Source organism: Microvirga sp. CF3062 (genome assembly GCF_036314045.1).
GTDB lineage: Bacteria > Pseudomonadota > Alphaproteobacteria > Rhizobiales > Beijerinckiaceae > Microvirga.
The window spans coordinates 518,165-534,322 of sequence record NZ_JAYGGN010000001.1; the positions used below are offsets into that span (position 1 = coordinate 518,165).

General features: G+C 61.7%; 17 protein-coding genes. 11 read left to right on the forward strand and 6 right to left on the reverse strand.

The features are described 5' to 3' along the window. Nucleotides 1-181 precede the first annotated feature (181 nt). Genes dapA through VB618_RS02535 form a run of 3 tightly spaced genes read left to right on the forward strand, consistent with a single transcriptional unit; the run spans nucleotide 182 to nucleotide 2,134 of the window. Nucleotides 182-1,066, forward strand: coding sequence for a 4-hydroxy-tetrahydrodipicolinate synthase (gene dapA, locus VB618_RS02525; protein WP_329794922.1), 885 nt, complete (start codon nucleotides 182-184; stop codon nucleotides 1,064-1,066). Between the two features lie 8 nt (nucleotides 1,067-1,074). Then, the gene (gene smpB, locus VB618_RS02530) at nucleotides 1,075-1,548 is read left to right on the forward strand and encodes an SsrA-binding protein SmpB (RefSeq protein WP_329794923.1); all 474 of its coding nucleotides are present in this window, start codon (nucleotides 1,075-1,077) and stop codon (nucleotides 1,546-1,548) included. Between the two features lie 55 nt (nucleotides 1,549-1,603). Then, entirely contained in the window at nucleotides 1,604-2,134 is a 531-nt protein-coding gene (locus VB618_RS02535; RefSeq protein WP_329794924.1) for a glycine cleavage system protein R, read from the forward strand. A 57-nt stretch (nucleotides 2,135-2,191) separates the two neighbouring features. Here the strand turns inward: VB618_RS02535 and VB618_RS02540 are convergent, their stop codons facing one another. Together VB618_RS02540 and pyrE are read right to left on the reverse strand one after the other, a co-directional pair. After that, nucleotides 2,192-2,836 (reverse strand): LabA-like NYN domain-containing protein, encoded by a 645-nt coding sequence (locus tag VB618_RS02540; protein WP_329794925.1) that lies wholly within the window; start codon nucleotides 2,834-2,836, stop codon nucleotides 2,192-2,194. A gap of 238 nt (nucleotides 2,837-3,074) precedes the next feature. Then, a complete protein-coding gene (pyrE, locus tag VB618_RS02545; protein ID WP_329794926.1) occupies nucleotides 3,075-3,662 on the reverse strand; it encodes an orotate phosphoribosyltransferase in 588 nt (195 codons plus the stop codon). 133 nt (nucleotides 3,663-3,795) lie between these two features. Between pyrE and VB618_RS02550 the strand changes: the two genes are divergently transcribed. Then, a complete protein-coding gene (locus VB618_RS02550; RefSeq protein ID WP_329794927.1) occupies nucleotides 3,796-4,851 on the forward strand; it encodes a type I restriction endonuclease in 1,056 nt (351 codons plus the stop codon). Nucleotides 4,852-4,912: 61 nt separating this feature from the next. Here the strand turns inward: VB618_RS02550 and VB618_RS02555 are convergent, their stop codons facing one another. The 4 genes from VB618_RS02555 to rpoZ all read right to left on the reverse strand — a co-directional run bounded on the left by VB618_RS02555 (nucleotide 4,913) and on the right by rpoZ (nucleotide 9,121). Continuing rightward, a complete protein-coding gene (locus VB618_RS02555; RefSeq protein ID WP_329794928.1) occupies nucleotides 4,913-5,623 on the reverse strand; it encodes an HAD family hydrolase in 711 nt (236 codons plus the stop codon). 14 nt (nucleotides 5,624-5,637) lie between these two features. Beyond that, nucleotides 5,638-6,345, reverse strand: coding sequence for a gamma-glutamyl-gamma-aminobutyrate hydrolase family protein (locus tag VB618_RS02560; protein WP_329794929.1), 708 nt, complete (start codon nucleotides 6,343-6,345; stop codon nucleotides 5,638-5,640). 6 nt (nucleotides 6,346-6,351) lie between these two features. After that, on the reverse strand, nucleotides 6,352-8,523 hold the full coding sequence (locus VB618_RS02565) for a RelA/SpoT family protein (protein WP_329794930.1): 2,172 nt from the start codon (nucleotides 8,521-8,523) through the stop codon (nucleotides 6,352-6,354). A gap of 190 nt (nucleotides 8,524-8,713) precedes the next feature. After that, nucleotides 8,714-9,121 (reverse strand): DNA-directed RNA polymerase subunit omega, encoded by a 408-nt coding sequence (rpoZ, locus tag VB618_RS02570; protein ID WP_329794931.1) that lies wholly within the window; start codon nucleotides 9,119-9,121, stop codon nucleotides 8,714-8,716. A gap of 415 nt (nucleotides 9,122-9,536) precedes the next feature. Here rpoZ and fabD point away from each other — a divergent pair, with 415 nt between their 5' ends. From fabD to gmk, 7 genes are all read left to right on the forward strand, one after another. Continuing rightward, nucleotides 9,537-10,484 carry an ACP S-malonyltransferase gene (fabD, locus tag VB618_RS02575; protein WP_329794932.1) on the forward strand — a complete coding sequence of 316 codons (948 nt, stop codon included), beginning with the start codon at nucleotides 9,537-9,539 and terminating at the stop codon, nucleotides 10,482-10,484. Between the two features lie 12 nt (nucleotides 10,485-10,496). Next, nucleotides 10,497-11,234 carry a 3-oxoacyl-[acyl-carrier-protein] reductase gene (fabG, locus tag VB618_RS02580; RefSeq protein WP_329794933.1) on the forward strand — a complete coding sequence of 246 codons (738 nt, stop codon included), beginning with the start codon at nucleotides 10,497-10,499 and terminating at the stop codon, nucleotides 11,232-11,234. Between the two features lie 234 nt (nucleotides 11,235-11,468). Continuing rightward, nucleotides 11,469-11,705 (forward strand): acyl carrier protein, encoded by a 237-nt coding sequence (locus tag VB618_RS02585; RefSeq protein WP_036347903.1) that lies wholly within the window; start codon nucleotides 11,469-11,471, stop codon nucleotides 11,703-11,705. Nucleotides 11,706-11,771: 66 nt separating this feature from the next. Next, complete coding sequence (gene fabF / locus VB618_RS02590) at nucleotides 11,772-13,034, forward strand: beta-ketoacyl-ACP synthase II (RefSeq protein WP_329794934.1); 1,263 nt, start codon at nucleotides 11,772-11,774, stop codon at nucleotides 13,032-13,034. 94 nt (nucleotides 13,035-13,128) lie between these two features. Further along, nucleotides 13,129-14,490 (forward strand): endolytic transglycosylase MltG, encoded by a 1,362-nt coding sequence (gene mltG, locus VB618_RS02595; protein WP_329795112.1) that lies wholly within the window; start codon nucleotides 13,129-13,131, stop codon nucleotides 14,488-14,490. A gap of 90 nt (nucleotides 14,491-14,580) precedes the next feature. After that, entirely contained in the window at nucleotides 14,581-15,468 is an 888-nt protein-coding gene (locus tag VB618_RS02600) for a YicC/YloC family endoribonuclease (protein ID WP_329795113.1), read from the forward strand. Nucleotides 15,469-15,472: 4 nt separating this feature from the next. Next, on the forward strand, nucleotides 15,473-16,123 hold the full coding sequence (gmk, locus tag VB618_RS02605) for a guanylate kinase (RefSeq protein ID WP_329794935.1): 651 nt from the start codon (nucleotides 15,473-15,475) through the stop codon (nucleotides 16,121-16,123). The last annotated feature ends 35 nt before the right edge of the window (nucleotides 16,124-16,158 follow it).

The following is a 16,158-nucleotide window of genomic DNA, read 5'->3' on the forward strand; positions in this document are numbered from 1 at the left end:
TCACCCGCTAACCCCTTTGCTGTCGCCCAAATCTCATTGTGACGACGTTTCTCTTGAGGAAACACTAAGAGCCGAGCTAGGACAACTCCCCGAAGGAAGGTTTGCGCCCATGCGCCGCACCTCCTATGTGTTAAATCCTTGTGGCCTCTAGGACCCGGCGCAATTTACCCGAGGAAGATTCATGACCCAATTCAAAGGCTCCATCACGGCCCTGGTGACCCCTTTCAAGGATGGTGCCGTAGATGAGGCGGCGTTCCGGTCCTTCATCAACTGGCAGATCCAGGAGGGCACCAGCGGCCTCGTTCCGGTGGGAACGACCGGTGAGAGCCCGACGCTGAGCCACAAGGAGCATGACCGGGTCGTCGAGATTTGCGTCGAGGAGGCAAAGGGCAGGGTGCCGGTGATCGCCGGTGCCGGTTCCAACAGCACCGCGGAGGCGGTGGCCTTCTCCAAGAACGCCGAGAAGGTCGGTGCCGACGCCGTTCTGATCGTCACGCCCTATTACAACAAGCCGACGCAGGAAGGCCTTTACCAGCACTACAAGGCCATCAACGACGCCATCGGCATTCCGATCTTCATCTACAACATTCCCGGCCGTTCCGTGATCGACATGTCGGTGGAGACGATGGCCCGGCTCTATGAGCTGAAGAACATCGCGGGCGTGAAGGACGCCACCGCCAACATGGCGCGCGTGAGCTTGCAGCGGCAGATGATGGGGCCTGATTTCATCCAGCTCTCCGGCGAGGATGCCACGGCTCTCGGCTTCATGGCCCATGGCGGGCATGGCTGCATTTCCGTGACCTCCAACGTGGCGCCCCGCCTCTGCGCCGAGATGCAGAGCGCTTGCCTGAACGGGGATTACGCCTCGGCCCTGAAAGTGCAGGATCGCCTCATGCCCCTGCACACGAACCTGTTCATCGAGACAAACCCCACGCCGGCGAAATACGCGGCATCGCTGCTCGGCCTCATGGAAGCCGATGTGCGCCTGCCCCTGGTGCCCGCCTCCGACAACGCAAAGCAGGCCGTTCGCTCGGCTATGGTCCATGCGGGCCTGATCAACGCATAAAGCAGTTCATGGCAAAAGATCCAAAGAGCCCCAACCGCGTCGTCGCCGACAACAGGAAGGCGCGGTTCAATTATGAGATCATCGATACCTACGAGGCCGGGATTGCGCTCACCGGCACGGAGGTGAAATCCCTGCGCCAGGGAAAGGCGACCATTGGCGATGCCCATGCCGGGCCCTCGGGCGCGGAGTTCTATCTCTTCAACGCCTATATCCCTGAATACCTGCAGGCCAACCGCTTCAACCACGAAACCAAGCGCCCCCGGCGTCTGCTCCTGCACAAGCACCAGATCAACAAGCTGATCGGTGCCACGCAGCGGGAAGGGTTCACGGTGATCCCGCTCAAGATCTATTTCAACGAGCGCGGGCGTGCGAAGGTGGAACTCGGCCTCGGCCGGGGCAAGAAGCTGCACGACAAGCGCGAAGCGGAGAAGGAGCGCACCTGGAACCGGGAGAAGTCCCGTCTCATGCGCGACAAGGGCTGACGCAAGGGCAATGTGCGCTAGGTTCCCTCTGGAGCGTCCAGCCGGGAGGGAAGATATGGCATCCGTGGCTCTCGTGTCGGTTCTCGGACCCGATCGGGTCGGGCTGGTTGCCGCCATTGCCGAGCACCTGTTCAACATCGGAGTGAACCTTCGGGACACGACCTTTGCGTCCTTAGGGACCGGGGCCGAGTTCGTAGCTCTGTGCGAGCTTCCACCGGAGGTGACGGCGGCCGACGTGGAGGCCGGACTCAAGCAGCTTGCGGAACTCGAAGGCGCCGAGATCCGAGCCGTTCCCTATGCTTTCGACCCGAGTCCCGGGCCTGCGGGAAGCGTTACCCATCGCATCGCGATCAGCGGCGGCGACCAGCTTGGCCTCGTGGCCCGGCTGGCCGAGGTGTTCAAGCAATATGAGGCCAATATCGTGCGTCTTGAAGCGCGCAAGCTGCCTGAGGCGGAGGGCGGGCTTTATGTGACGCGATTTGCCGTCTCGATCCCGCCGGAGCGGACGGCTCTGTGCCTGGCCACCGTCAGCAACACCGCCGGCGCATTGGGGTTGAGCTGCCAGGTTGAAGAGAGTTCACTCTGACCTGAAAAGACAATGGCCGGGACAGGCCCGGCCATGCTTCTGTTTTATTCGATCGCGTCAGACGTCTAACTCATCATCCTGAGGCTGGCGGATGCCATAGCGGCTCTCGAGTGCAGGGCTGCGCGGTTGCGGACGCGGGCGCTCTCCGTTCTCATTCAGCGGGCGTTGCGGGCGATCCGAGGGATCGCGGCCGATCCGGGACGCGAGCTGCGACAGGTCGAGGAACTCGTCCGCCTGCCGGCGCAATTCGTCGGCGACCATCGGCGGCTGTGTGGTGACCGTGGACACCACAGAGACCCGGACGCCACGGCGCTGCATGGCCTCGACGAGGGAGCGGAAGTCGCCGTCGCCGGAGAACAGAACCATGTGATCGATAAACGGCGAGAGCTCCAGCGCATCGATGGCGAGCTCGATATCCATGTTGCCCTTGACCTTGCGGCGGCCGGCAGAGTCGACGAACTCCTTCGTCGGCTTCGTGACCACGCGGTAGCCATTGTAGTCGAGCCAGTCGATCAGCGGGCGGATGGAAGAATATTCCTGATCTTCTACAAGGGCCGTGTAGTAAAAGGCGCGTACGAGCGAGCCGCGACCCTGGAATTCCTTCAGCAGGCGCTTGTAATCAATATCGAAGCCGAGAGTTTTCGTGGTAGCGTAAAGGTTGGCGCCATCAATGAAGAGGGCGATCCGCTGCTGGCCTGACATAAGTATTCTCTATCTGTGTATGCCGGAGCGGCCTAACAACCTTCATTATTCAAGCGACATCTATTATTTACGCAGGCAATAAAACTGCGCGAAAAATGTATGACGTGCCCCAGAACAGGCTGTTGTAAACCCTTCGGACCAGTAATCCTGACAATGGAAAATACTTAATGGCGTGTAAATTCCAAGAGTCAAGTTGTCGGAACCAAGGCAGTCAAGCCTGTGTGTGACAAATAAACAGCTATTTTGATTTCAGGCTTCGGCTGCCCGGTTTGATGGCCGGAATCGCAGCCAAACCAGGCGGCAACTGGTCCGGCGCGTAGGCCGGAATGTCGAGCTGGACGAGGGACACGAGGGGCACGCCGAGATCCGCCTTGCCTCCGGAGCGGTCGATGAGACAAGCGGCTCCAAGAATCGTTCCAGGATGCTCGCGAAGAGACGTCAGGCATTCCCGAGAGGAAAGTCCAGTCGTCACGATGTCTTCCACCATGACCACACGGGCGCCCTCCGGAATCGTAAATCCGCGCCGCAGAACGAAGACGCCGTTTTCCCTTTCAACGAATATCGCCTTGCAGCCGAGATGCCGGGCCGTTTCGTAACCCGGAACGATGCCGCCGACGGCAGGCGAGACCACGTAATCGACAGCTCCGAACCTCTCTCTGATTTTGTCCGCCAGCGCTCGGCAGACCCGCTCGGTGCGCGCCGGATCCTGAAACACGAACATCTTCTGCAAGAAGACCGGGCTGTGCAGTCCCGACGAGAGAATGAAGTGTCCCTCCAGCAACGCGCCAGCGGAGCGGAATTCATCGAGAATGTCGTTCGGGGTCATAGGCGTCTCCAGCTAGGGCGCTTTTGGCAGTCCCTCAAGGTAGAGGCAATAGGCAATCTCAGACCTGAAGAAGCTTACTTGACGGATACAACTCACGGTGTTGTTGTATCGTATCGGTACTCTGGGGGCGAAGATGAGCGTTGAAGAGAAATTGCGCATTCTTTCAGAAAAAGTGAAATTTCACTCTAGTGCTATGGTGACTGAGGAGGCCGTAAAAACAGCTGTTGTCCTCCCATTCCTCAACGCTTTGGACTACGACATTTTCAACCCTCATGAGGTTGTTCCAGAGTTCACGGCGGATGCGGTTGGTAAAAAGGGTGAGAAAGTTGATTACGCTATCAAAGTTGATGGAGCAATTAGAATACTTGTTGAATGTAAGCCGATCATGACTAACCTAGATAAAGTGCACCTTGCGCAACTTTATCGATACTTCTCAGTGACAGATGCAAAATTTGCGATCCTAACAAACGGACGCACATTCCATTTTCATACTGATCTTGAAGCTCCAAACAAACTCGATGAACGTCCTTTTTTGACCTTTGATTTGTCGGATCTTCAAGGGCATCTAACCCATGAATTGAAAAAATTCTCCAAAGCAGAGTTCAGCGTCGACAACATTTTGCAATCTGCGCACCAACTCAAATACACATCAGCGATCAAGAAAGAAATCGTCAATCAGATGGAAGCTCCATCTGAGGAGTTCGTCCGTCTAATGATAGCGGGTCTGCAGATCCCGAGATTCACAGCAGCCGTTAGAGATCAATTCACTCCGATGGTGAAGATTGCATTCCGGGAGGTGGTTCGTGATGCTGTTCAAGCTCGACTATCTACTGCTCTCGCAGAAACGGAAGTCATCGATCCTGGAATCCCGGATATAAAGGATTCAGTGGGAGACGACGAAATTGCTACAACGGATGAAGAGCGCGAAGGCTTCATGATTGTTCGTGCGATTGTACGAGACATCCTTAAGCCTTCGCGCGTCATAATGCGTGATCAAAAGAGCTACTGTGGAATTCTGGTTGATGACAACAATAGAAAACCGCTAGTTCGCCTGCACTTTAATAGAACTGTGAAATATCTTGGTCTGTTCGACAAAGAGCAGGAAGAGCGGGTTAAAGTCGACACGCTTGACGAGATATATGAGCATGCAGATCGCATTCGTTCGACGGCGCAAATTTATGCAAGTTAGATCGAAATGCGAGAAAAAATTTCTCTATAAGAAGTTCTTTGCAGAGTAGCTATTCGCCTATTTAGGATCCTGAAGAACCGGAAACCTTAGCCAACCAATGCGGCAACTCCGCAAGCGACGACAATTCGGCGAAGCGTGGATGGTCGGTGGGAAGCGGCGCGTCCTCGTGGGCCCAGACTAGATGGAATGGGATGAGCGCTGCGTAGCTGCCGGCTTCGAGGGCCGGAAGCACGTCCGAGCGCACGGAGTTGCCGGCCATGGCGGCGTGCTCAGGGCCTGCGCCGTGGCGCGAGAAGATGCGGGTGTAGGTTTCAGCTTTCTTCTCGCTGACGATCTCGACGCCCGAGAAGAAGCTGCCGAGGCCGGAGGCGGCGAGTTTCGACTCCTGGTGGAAGAGATCGCCTTTGGTGATGAGTACGAGCCTGTATTGTTCCGAGAGCGCTTCCAGAGCTTCGTGAACGCCGGGGAGGGGATCCACGGGATGGTTCATCAACTCGCGGCCGATAGTGAGGATCTCGCCGAGGGCTTGGCCCGAAACCTTGCCCTCGCTCACCTGGATGGCAGTCTCCATCATCGAGAGCGTGAAGCCTTTCGCCCCATAGCCGTAGAGGCCGAGATTGCGCTTTTCCGTTGCCGCGATCTCTTCTTCGAGCCGCTCAACATCGACAAAATCCGCAAGCAGTTCGTTGAAGCGCTGACGAGACGATTGATAGAACGTCTCGTTGTGCCAGAGCGTGTCGTCGGCATCGAGACCGAGAACGGTGATGGGCATCCGGAATTCCTGTATCAGCCCTGCCGGCGATCGTGTGACGCCTGCACGAAGGCGCTGAACAGCCTGTTGCCAGGGTTGTCCTGAGTCGCAAAGGCCTCTGGGTGCCACTGGACACCGATGGCGAAACGCCTGGACGGGATCTCGACAGCCTCGATCACACCATCATCCGCCTTGGCGGCAATGACGGCTTGATCGGACACTGCAACAACCGCTTCCTGATGGCGGCTGTTCACGTCGAGGCGCGTCGTGCCCACGATGCGCGAAAGCATCGTGCCCGGCACGATCTCGACGGGGTGCATGGCCGTCCGGTCGTCATGAATGAGAATATGGGGCCCGCTTTTGCGTACCTCATGCACCATACGCCCGCCATGGAGGCAGGCGAGCATCTGCATGCCGTTGCAGATCCCGAGCACCGGCTTGTCGCGTTCGAGAAATTCCCGCATGAGCGCCTGCTCGATATCGAGCCGCTCCGATGACGGATAGCGAGACTCGTCGTCGGCAACATACCAGTCGCGAGGAAACCGGATGCGCCCGCCGACGCTGATGAAGCCGTCGAACTCCTCCACGACCGGCTCGATCATCTCCGGAATGTAGGGAATGCCGAAGGGAAGTCCTCCGGCGCGCTGGACGGCGACGAAATATGCCTTCGTAGTTTCGTAGCGGGTGCCGTCGCCGCTGGTGTTCTCGTCCATGATGACGGCAATGCGGGGCTTAGGAGACATAGGCTTCTATCCGGTTACACGGTCGACGCGGCTCACCACGCGCTTGGCGCGCAGCTCCGCGATGATGGCATTGAGATGCTTCAGGTCCCAGACCGTCAGGTCGATGGTCATGTCGGTAAAGTCCTGAGTGCGCCGCTTCATGGAGACGTTGTCGATGTTGCCGTCATGGTCGGCGATCACCTGGGTGATCTGGGCGAGCGATCCAGGCTCGTTGATCGATTGCAGCTTGATGCGTGCCGGGAAGCGCTGTGTCGATCCCGAATCCAAATCCCAGCGCACGTCGATCCAGCGGTCCGGCTCGTTGTCGTATGCCGCGAGCGAAGGTGACTGGATCGGGTAGATCGTGACGCCCTCGCCGGGGTTCATGATGCCGACGATGCGGTCTCCCGGCACGGCGCCGCCTTCCGGCGCAAAGCTGATCGGCATGTCGGTGCTGAGGCCGCGGATCGGAATGCCGCTCGCATGCTCTCCGGGGCTCTTCTTGCCGGCACCGTCCGGCTGTCCGCTGCCCCTGCCGTCGCTGCCGGCACGCCGTTCCTCGAAGTAGTCGGGATAGACGGCACGCACCACGTCGCCGGAGAACATCTCACCGCGGCCCACTGCCGCCAGGACGTCCTCGGCCGAGACACGCGCCAGCCGGGGCAAGGCCCCTTTCAGCTTCTCGTCGGAGAAGGGACGCCCGGCACGCTCGAAGGCGCGTTCAAGTATCTGATGGCCGAGGCCGGTATATTGCCGGCGCACCGCAGCGCGGGTCGCGCGGCGGATCGAGGCCCGGGCCTTGCCGGTGACCACCAGGGATTCCCAGGCGGCCGGAGGCGTCTGCCCTTCGGCGCGGACGATCTCCACCTCGTCGCCGTTCTGCAGCTCGGTCAACAGCGGCGACATGCGGCCGTTGATCTTGCAGCCCACCGCCGTGTTTCCGACATCCGTGTGGACCGCATAGGCGAAGTCGATAGGCGTTGCGCCGCGCGGCAGGGCGATCAGGCGGCCCTTGGGTGTGAAGCAGAAGACCTGGTCGTGAAAGAGTTCGAGCTTCGTGTGTTCGAGAAACTCCTCCGGATTGTCGCCCTCCGCCAGGAGGTCGATGGTCCGCCTCAGCCATTGGTAGGCGCGGCTTTCCGTGGCGAGGCGTGAATCGTTGTTCACGCCTTCCTTGTAGAGGGCGTGCGCCGCGATGCCGAATTCCGCCACCTCGTCCATGTCTTCGGTGCGGATCTGAAGCTCGACGCGCTGGCTGCCCGGCCCGATCACCGTGGTGTGGATCGACCGGTAGTCGTTCTGCTTGGGGGTCGAGACGTAGTCCTTGTACCGGCCCGGCACCATGGGCCAGCTGGTGTGGACGATGCCGAGCGCCCGGTAGCACTCGTCGATGGTTCCCACGATGATGCGGAAGGCGAAGATGTCGGAGAGCTGCTCGAAGGAGACGGATTTCCGCTCCATCTTGCGCCAGATGGAATAGGGGCGCTTCTGACGTCCCGTCACCACCGCCTCGATTCCCTGCGCCCTTAGCTTGGTGGTCAGGGTCCGCTCGATCTCCTCGACCAGTTTCTCGCTCTTAGTCGAGAGTTCGTGCAGGTGGCGCTTGATGGCCTCGTAGGCTTCCGGGTCGAGGTTCTGGAAGGACAGCTCCTCCAGCTCCTCGCGCATCTCCTGGATACCCATGCGGCCGGCGAGCGGCGCGTAGATGTCGAGGGTTTCTTCGGCGATGCGCTCGCGCTTCTCCGGCGGCATGAACTGCAGGGTGCGCATGTTGTGCAGGCGATCGGCGAGCTTGACCAGCAGCACCCGCACATCGTCGGCCACGGCGAGCAGCAGCTTGCGGAAGTTCTCGCCTTGGGCCGCCCGCTTCGACACGAGGTCGAGACGCTTGATCTTGGTGAGGCCGTCCACGAGGGCGCCGATCTGAGGGCCGAAGGTTTTGTTGATCTCCTCCAGGGTCGCCTGGGTATCCTCCACCGTATCGTGCAGGACCGCCGCCGCGATGGTCGCGTCGTCGAGCTTGAGATCGGTCAGGATGGCCGCCACCTCAAGAGGGTGGCCGAAGAACAGGTCGCCGGATGCCCGCTTCTGGGTGCCGTGGGCCATCATGGCGTACACGTAAGCGCGGTTGAGAAGCGCCTCGTCGGCCGAGGGGTTGTAGCGCTTGACCCGCTCGACGAGTTCATATTGGCGCATCATTCGGCCGACATCTCCTTTGGGCCCGTTCGATCCGGCTAAAAGTCAGGAAGCTATTGAGGATATTGTACAACGTCTTCTGACCGCAAGCTGAATACCTTGCCGCAGGGCAGGCATGCCGGGTCGTGGTTAAGCCGTGCAACAAAAAAGCCCGGCGCAGGGCCGGGCTTTCCGAAAAAAGGCTTGAGAACGCTTATTCGCGCTCGTCGTCGTCCGCGCTGCTGCTCGGGGGCACGAGGCCCTCAAGGCCGCGCAGCAGGTCATCCTCGCTCATGCGGTCGAACTGCACGTCCGCGTCGTTGTCGCCGCCCGTGGACGGGGCCGCGGCGGTGTTGCTGAGCATCGGAACGGCTTCGGCCTCCGGCTCGTCCACCTCGACATACTTCTGCATGGAGTGGATGAGCTGCTCCTTCAGGTCGTCCGGAGCGATGGTCTCGTCCGCGATCTCACGAAGGGCCACGACCGGGTTCTTGTCGCGGTCGCGATCGATCGTCAGGGGCGAGCCCGACGAGATGAGGCGGGCCCGGTGGCTGGCCAGCAGCACGAGCTCAAACCGGTTGTCGACCTTGTCGATGCAGTCTTCGACGGTCACGCGAGCCATGCGGGGCTCCTTCTTCAGGTTCAAGGAATATCGGAAGAGGGACCGGATACACCGGTTGCCCTCAGAAAACAAGAGGATGCGTTCTGCCGCAGGGGCCTATGCCCAAGCCGGGGACAGGTGTGGGTGCGCACGGCGGAGGTACTCCGGCCTGAGTACAGTTTCCCAAGGTCAAGCCTGAGGAGGGCTGTTCTTGGGAGCCATAAGATCCATTCTGCGAAGTCTCGGTCATGCCTTGGGTATTGTCCTGAGACATCTGAGCCTGCAAAGGCCTCCCGTGAACCGGCAGATGCTGCGGGGGTGGCGGCGCCTCATCTGATCACAGGTCAAGTGCGGAGCAGCGCGCCCTTCGCCTTGACTCCTTGCCTTCCGGGTGCGAGTCCCGCGCGGATTCGTTGAACTGAGGGTTCCATTCCTGATGACGCGCGCATTCATTTTTCCCGGGCAGGGAAGCCAGACGGTCGGAATGGGCAAGGCCCTGGCCGAGGCCTTCCCGCAAGCGAAGGCTGTCTTCGACGAGGTGGATGAGGCTCTGTCCCAGAAGCTCTCCACCCTCATGTGGGACGGTCCTGCCGAGGAATTGACCCTCACGGCCAACACCCAGCCGGCCCTCATGGCGGTCAGCCTCGCAGCGATCCGCGTGCTGGAGGCCGAGGCCGGTCTCGATCTGAAGCAGCATGCCGCCTTTGTGGCTGGACACTCCCTGGGCGAGTATTCGGCTCTCGCGGCCGCAGGCAGCCTCTCGATCTCCGATACGGCCCGGCTCTTGAGAATCCGCGGCAACGCCATGCAGAACGCCGTTCCCTTAGGGCAGGGCGCCATGGCGGCGCTTCTGGGTCTGGAATACGACGCTGCCCTCGAGGTCGCCCGCGAGGCGGCTGAAGGAGAGGTTTGTGACGCGGCCAACGACAATGGCGGCGCCCAGGTGGTGGTGTCCGGTCACAAGGCGGCCGTCGAGCGGGCCATGGCCATTGCCCAGCCCAAGGGCGCCAAGCGCGCCGTGATGCTGGCCGTGTCCGCCCCCTTCCATTGCGCCCTCATGCAGCCGGCGGCCGACGCCATGCGCGAGGCCCTGGACCGCGTGACCGTGAACGCTCCCGTCGTTCCGGTGGTGGCCAATGTGGAGGCTGCCCCCATCACCGATCCCTCAATGATCCGGGACGCTCTGGTCCGCCAGGTCACCGGCACCGTGCGCTGGCGCGAGAGCGTGGCCTTCATGGCAGCTCAGGGCGTCGATTCCTTCTATGAGGTTGGCTCCGGCAAGGTGCTGACCGGCCTCGTGAAGCGCATTGCGACCGGCGCATCGTCCGCCGCCATCGGAGCCCCTGAGGATATCGCCACCTTCAAGGCATCCCTGAACGGATAAGAGGAACCCTGCATGTTCGATCTCACCGGCCGCAAGGCTCTCGTCACCGGCGCCACGGGTGGCATCGGCGGCTCCATCGCCCGCGCCCTGCATGCCCGGGGCGCGACCGTGACCCTCTCCGGCACCCGCCGGGCTGCCCTGGATGAGCTTGCCTCGTCGCTGGGCGAGCGGGTCCACGTGGTCGAGGCCAATCTGTCCGACAAGGATTCGGTCGAGGCTCTCGTCCCGGCGGCTGAGGCGGCCATGGAAGGGCTCGACATCCTGGTCAACAATGCCGGCGTCACCAAGGACAACCTCTTCATGCGCATGAAGGACGAGGAATGGGACACGGTGATTGCCGTGAACCTCACCGCCTCCTTCCGCCTGTCCCGGGCCGCCGTGAAGAACATGATGCGCCGCCGCTACGGTCGCATCGTCAATATCGGCTCCGTGGTGGGCTCCACCGGCAATCCGGGGCAGGGCAACTATGCCGCCTCCAAGGCCGGGCTGATCGGCATGACCAAGGCGCTCGCCGCCGAGGTCGCCAGCCGCAATATCACCGTGAACTGCGTCGCTCCGGGCTTCATCGAGTCGCCCATGACCGACGTGCTCAACGAGAAGCAGCGCGAGGGAATCCTGGGCACGATCCCCATGGGACGCCTGGGACATGGCGAGGAAATAGCTTCTTCCGTGGTTTATCTTGCATCGAGCGAAGCCGCCTACGTGACGGGCCAGACCCTGCACGTGAATGGCGGAATGGCCATGTTCTAAAGTAACTTAGGGCCGTTTCCGGAATCTGTTTGCAGGTGCCGGCACCCCCTCGCCAGACAGGATAAGCTTGTGTTAAGCATGTTTCCGATCAGGTCAAAGGGGTTGACCGGCGCTTAAAAATGCGGCTTTGCACGGCGCAGGGTAGCCGTTTCAGCGTTGTCAGCTGAGCAGCTGATCTAAAATTATTTCTTGATCCGCCCAATTCCTGAGGCGGCAGCCACTGAGGAAAAAACGATGAGTGACGTCGCTGATCGCGTGAAGAAGATTGTTGTCGAGCATCTCGGCGTCGAAGCTGACAAGGTGGTCGAGAACGCGAACTTCATCGACGACCTGGGCGCCGACAGCCTTGATACGGTCGAGCTGGTGATGGCGTTCGAGGAAGAGTTCAACGTCGAGATCCCGGACGACGCGGCTGAGACCATCGTGACGGTCGGCGACGCTGTCCGCTTCCTCGAGAAGAACGCAGCCTAAAAGCTGAAGGGGCGTCGGGTGACTCATCCGACGCCCGAATTTTATCAATCGATAGGGCAGGAATTCATGCGCCGGGTAGTTGTTACAGGTCTTGGCATGGTCACTCCGCTGGGCAGCGGGGTCGATGCCACATGGTCGCGCCTTATCGAAGGGCAGAGCGGCGCCGGCAAGATCACGGATTTCCAGGTCGATGACCTGGCCTGTCAGATCGCCTGCCAGATCCCGCGCGGCGACGGCACCGATGGCACTTTCAATGCCGACGAGTGGATGGAGCCCAAGGAGCAGCGCAAGGTCGATCCTTTCATCGTCTATGCAATGGCAGCTTCGACCCAGGCTCTTCGTGATTCCGGCTGGGAGCCTAAGACGTATGAGGAGCAATGCGCGACCGGCGTCCTGCTCGGATCCGGCATCGGCGGCATCGGGGGCATCTACGAGGCCTCTGCCACCTTGATCGAGCGTGGACCGCGCCGGATCTCGCCCTTCTTCATTCCTGGCCGCCTGATCAACCTGGCTGGCGGCTACGTGTCCATCGAGCACGGCCTGAAGGGGCCGAACCACGCGGTTGTGACCGCCTGCTCCACCGGCTCCCATGCCATCGGCGACGCAGCCCGCCTGATCGCTCTCGGCGATGCGGATGTGATGGTCGCAGGCGGCACGGAATCCCCGGTCAATCGCCTCTCCATCGCGGGCTTTGCCGCCTGCCGGGCTCTCTCCACGGGTTACAACGACGCGCCCGAGAAGGCTTCTCGCCCCTACGACAAGGACCGTGACGGCTTCGTCATGGGTGAGGGCGCCGGCGTCGTGGTGCTGGAGGAATACGAGCACGCCAAGGCGCGCGGAGCCAAGATTTACGCCGAAGTCATCGGCTACGGCCTGTCGGGCGATGCCTACCACATCACCTCGCCATCCGAGGATGGCGACGGCGCCTATCGCTGTATGGCCGCAGCCCTGAAGCGCGCGGGCATCGACGTGTCTGAGATCGACTACGTCAACGCCCACGGCACCTCGACGCCGCTGGGCGACGAGCTGGAGTTGAAGGCAGTCGAGCGGATCATGGGCAATGCCGCCGGCAAGCTCTCCATGTCGTCCACCAAGTCGGCGATCGGTCATCTGCTCGGCGCCGCCGGTGCCGTCGAGGCGATCTTCTCGATCCTGGCCATGCGCGACGGCATCATCCCGCCGACCATCAATCTCGACAATCCGTCGGTGGAGACGGCCATCGATCTCGTGCCGAAGCAGGCCAAGCGCAAAGAGGTCAACGTGGCCCTGTCGAACTCCTTCGGGTTCGGCGGAACTAACGCTTCGCTCATTCTTCGTCGCGTATCTTGAGAACGGCGCGGCCTGTTACGGCTTTTCGCCATAATCCCGGCTAGGGTGTCGGCGGACCGGCAGGACCGCCGGCCGACACCAGAAAAGCGGCGTGATGTTCGGACGAAAGAAAAAGATCCTTCTGGCCCCCGTGGACGATTCCGAGAACGGATCGTCGCAGCCCCGCTTGGCACCCCGGTCCCCGAGCGAGGCCATCAAGCCGTCGATGGCTCCGCCGCCGCCGCCGAAGCTCCGCCGCCGCCGCAGGGGCATGCTGTCCCTGCTCAGCGGTCTGCTGACCCTGCTGGTGGCCGTGTCCATCGCGGGCATCTTCGGCTTCTCCATGCTGCAGCAGGCGGTGACGACGGACGGCCCCCTGCAGAGCGACAAGGTCGTGGTGATCCCCCGCAACACCGGCACGGGCGAGATCGCCCAGATCCTCAAGCAGGAAGGCGTCATCGAGCAGCCCCTGATGTTCCAGGCCTATGCCTACATGAACCGCCAGCGCGGGCAGCTCAAAGCCGGCGAGTTCCAGTTCAAGGCTGGAACCAGCGTCGAGGAGGCTATCGATACCCTGATCCAGGGCCGGGCCATCCTGCACACCGTCTCGGTTCCGGAGGGGCTCACCAGCGAGCAGGTCTTGGCTCGTCTCTACGAGCACGATATCCTCACGGGCGACATCACCGAGACCCCGCGCGAGGGCTCGCTCCTGCCGGATACCTATAAATTCGAGCGAGGCACCACGCGTCAGCAGATCCTCAACACCATGCAGACGGCCCAACGTCAGGCGATCGAGCAGATCTGGCAGCGCCGTTCGCCCGAGCTGCCGATCAAGTCGCCGCAGGAGCTCGTGATCCTCGCCTCCATCGTTGAGAAGGAAACGGGCCGTGCCGACGAGCGCACGCGGGTGGCTGGCGTGTTCATCAACCGACTCATGAAGCGCATGAAGCTCCAGTCCGATCCCACCATCGTCTACGGTCTCGTGGGCGGAAAGGGCACCCTGGGGCGCGGGATCCTGCGCAGCGAGATCGAAGCCGCGACGCCCTACAACACCTATGTGGTCGAAGGGCTGCCTCCCGGGCCCATCGCTAATCCCGGTCGCGCCGCGCTCGAAGCGGTGGCCAACCCGTCTCGCACGAAGGATCTCTACTTCGTGGCCGATGGATCCGGCGGCCATGCCTTCGCCGAGACCTATGAGCAGCATCAACGCAACGTGGCCCGCTGGCGCCAGATCGAGAAGAGCCGCCCGACACCTGAGCCCAATGAGGTGGATCGCGTCGCGCCCGAGGGCGAGCAGACCGGCCTGCCGCCCGGTGCAACTCCTGCGCTGCGCGGCACCGCGAATGCTCTTCCGGCGGTGGGCGGCCGCCCGGGACGTGGCTTCGATGCCAGCGAGGGAACCGATAAGGACCCGCTCAAGAACAAGAGCTTCGACCTGAGCAATCCGAAGAACGTTCCGGCTCTCCGGCAGCCCTGACGGGCCGGGGAGATCCCCAATCCTCAATCGACTCTTGGATCGGCGCGCATTATGGTCGCGCCGATTTTCATTCCGTCCGAGGTTTTACGCATGTCCATTGCGAGCATGACCGGCTTTGCCCGCGAGGCCGGCGTCACCGGCGCCTATCAATGGGCCTGGGAACTCAAGACCGTGAACGGCCGCGGGCTCGAAGTGCGTGTTCGAGCACCCTCGGGCCTCGACGCCATGGGCGAGGAAGCGCGCGGGCAGATCCTCAAGGCGCTCACCCGCGGGCAGGGCCAGCTCAATTTATCCTTAAGCAAGGCATCGTCAGCCCCGAAGCTGCGCGTCAATCAGGACGTGCTGCAATCGCTTCTCTCCGCCCTCAGTGGCCTGTCGCTGCCAGAGAACGTGAAGCCGGCCTCCCTCGACGGTCTTCTCGCCGTGCGCGGCGTGGTGGAACTCGACGACGATTCCGACGATCCTGGGCAGAACGAGGAGCTTGCGGCCGCGGTGCGAGCGGGTGTCGGAGCTCTGATCGAAGCGCTCAAGGCGGCCCGCTTGAGAGAGGGACAGGCGCTCTCCGCCGTCCTCGGGCAGCAGCTGGATCTGGTGTCACGGCTTGTCGACGAGGCCGAGGCTGCGCCCGCTCGCCAGCCGGAGGCGATCCGCACCCGGCTGGAGGCCCAGATCGCAGAACTGTTCGAGGGCAAACACTCCCTCGACCCGGCGCGCCTCCATCAGGAGGCGGTGCTGATCGCGGCCCGCGCCGACATCCGCGAGGAGCTTGATCGCCTGCGCGCCCATGTGGATGCAGCACGCGGCCTGCTGCAGGAGGGCGGACCGGTCGGCCGGCGTCTCGATTTCCTGGCGCAGGAATTCGGGCGCGAGGCGAACACCCTGTGCGCAAAAGCCAATGACGTCTCCCTGTCGCGGACCGGCCTTGAACTGAAGGCCGTGATCGAGCAATTCCGCGAGCAGGTTCAGAACGTGGAGTGATGCGGTGAGCCAAGATCCGAAGTCTCTGGTCGACCGTCGCGGCCTGATCCTTATCCTGTCGTCACCGTCAGGCGCCGGCAAAACCACGCTCACCCGCAGCCTCGTGGAAGAGCGGGCCGGTGTCCTCTCGGTCTCCGTTACTACGCGCCCAAAGCGCCCGTCCGAGATCGAGGGCAAGCACTATCACTTCATCGATGTGGAAGAGTTCAAGGCGTTGCGCGATCGCGATGAACTCCTCGAGTGGGCCGAGGTGCACGGCAACTTCTACGGCACGCCGCGCAAGCCCGTGGAGAGAACGCTGGCAGGCGGCCAGGACATGGTCTTCGACATCGACTACCAGGGCACCCGCCAGGTGCGGGAGAAGCTGCCCGACGATGTGGTGACCGTGTTCGTCCTGCCTCCGAGCTTCAAGGAATTGAAGGCGCGCCTCGAGCGCCGGGCGGAGGATGCGCCCGACGTCATCGCCAAGCGTCTCGCCAATGCCTGCATCGAGATGGAGCGCTGGGTTGAGTACGATTACGTGATCGTCAACGAGGACCTCGGTAGGTCTTTCGAAAGCCTCAAGGCGATTCAGGCCGCCGAGCGCTTGAAGCGCGACCGTCTTGTCGGCCTGTCTGAATTCGTCGAAGGGCTGTTGGCTGAGAAGCTCGACTAGAGCGTTTCCGCTGGTCGTTGAATCGATTATGAAGT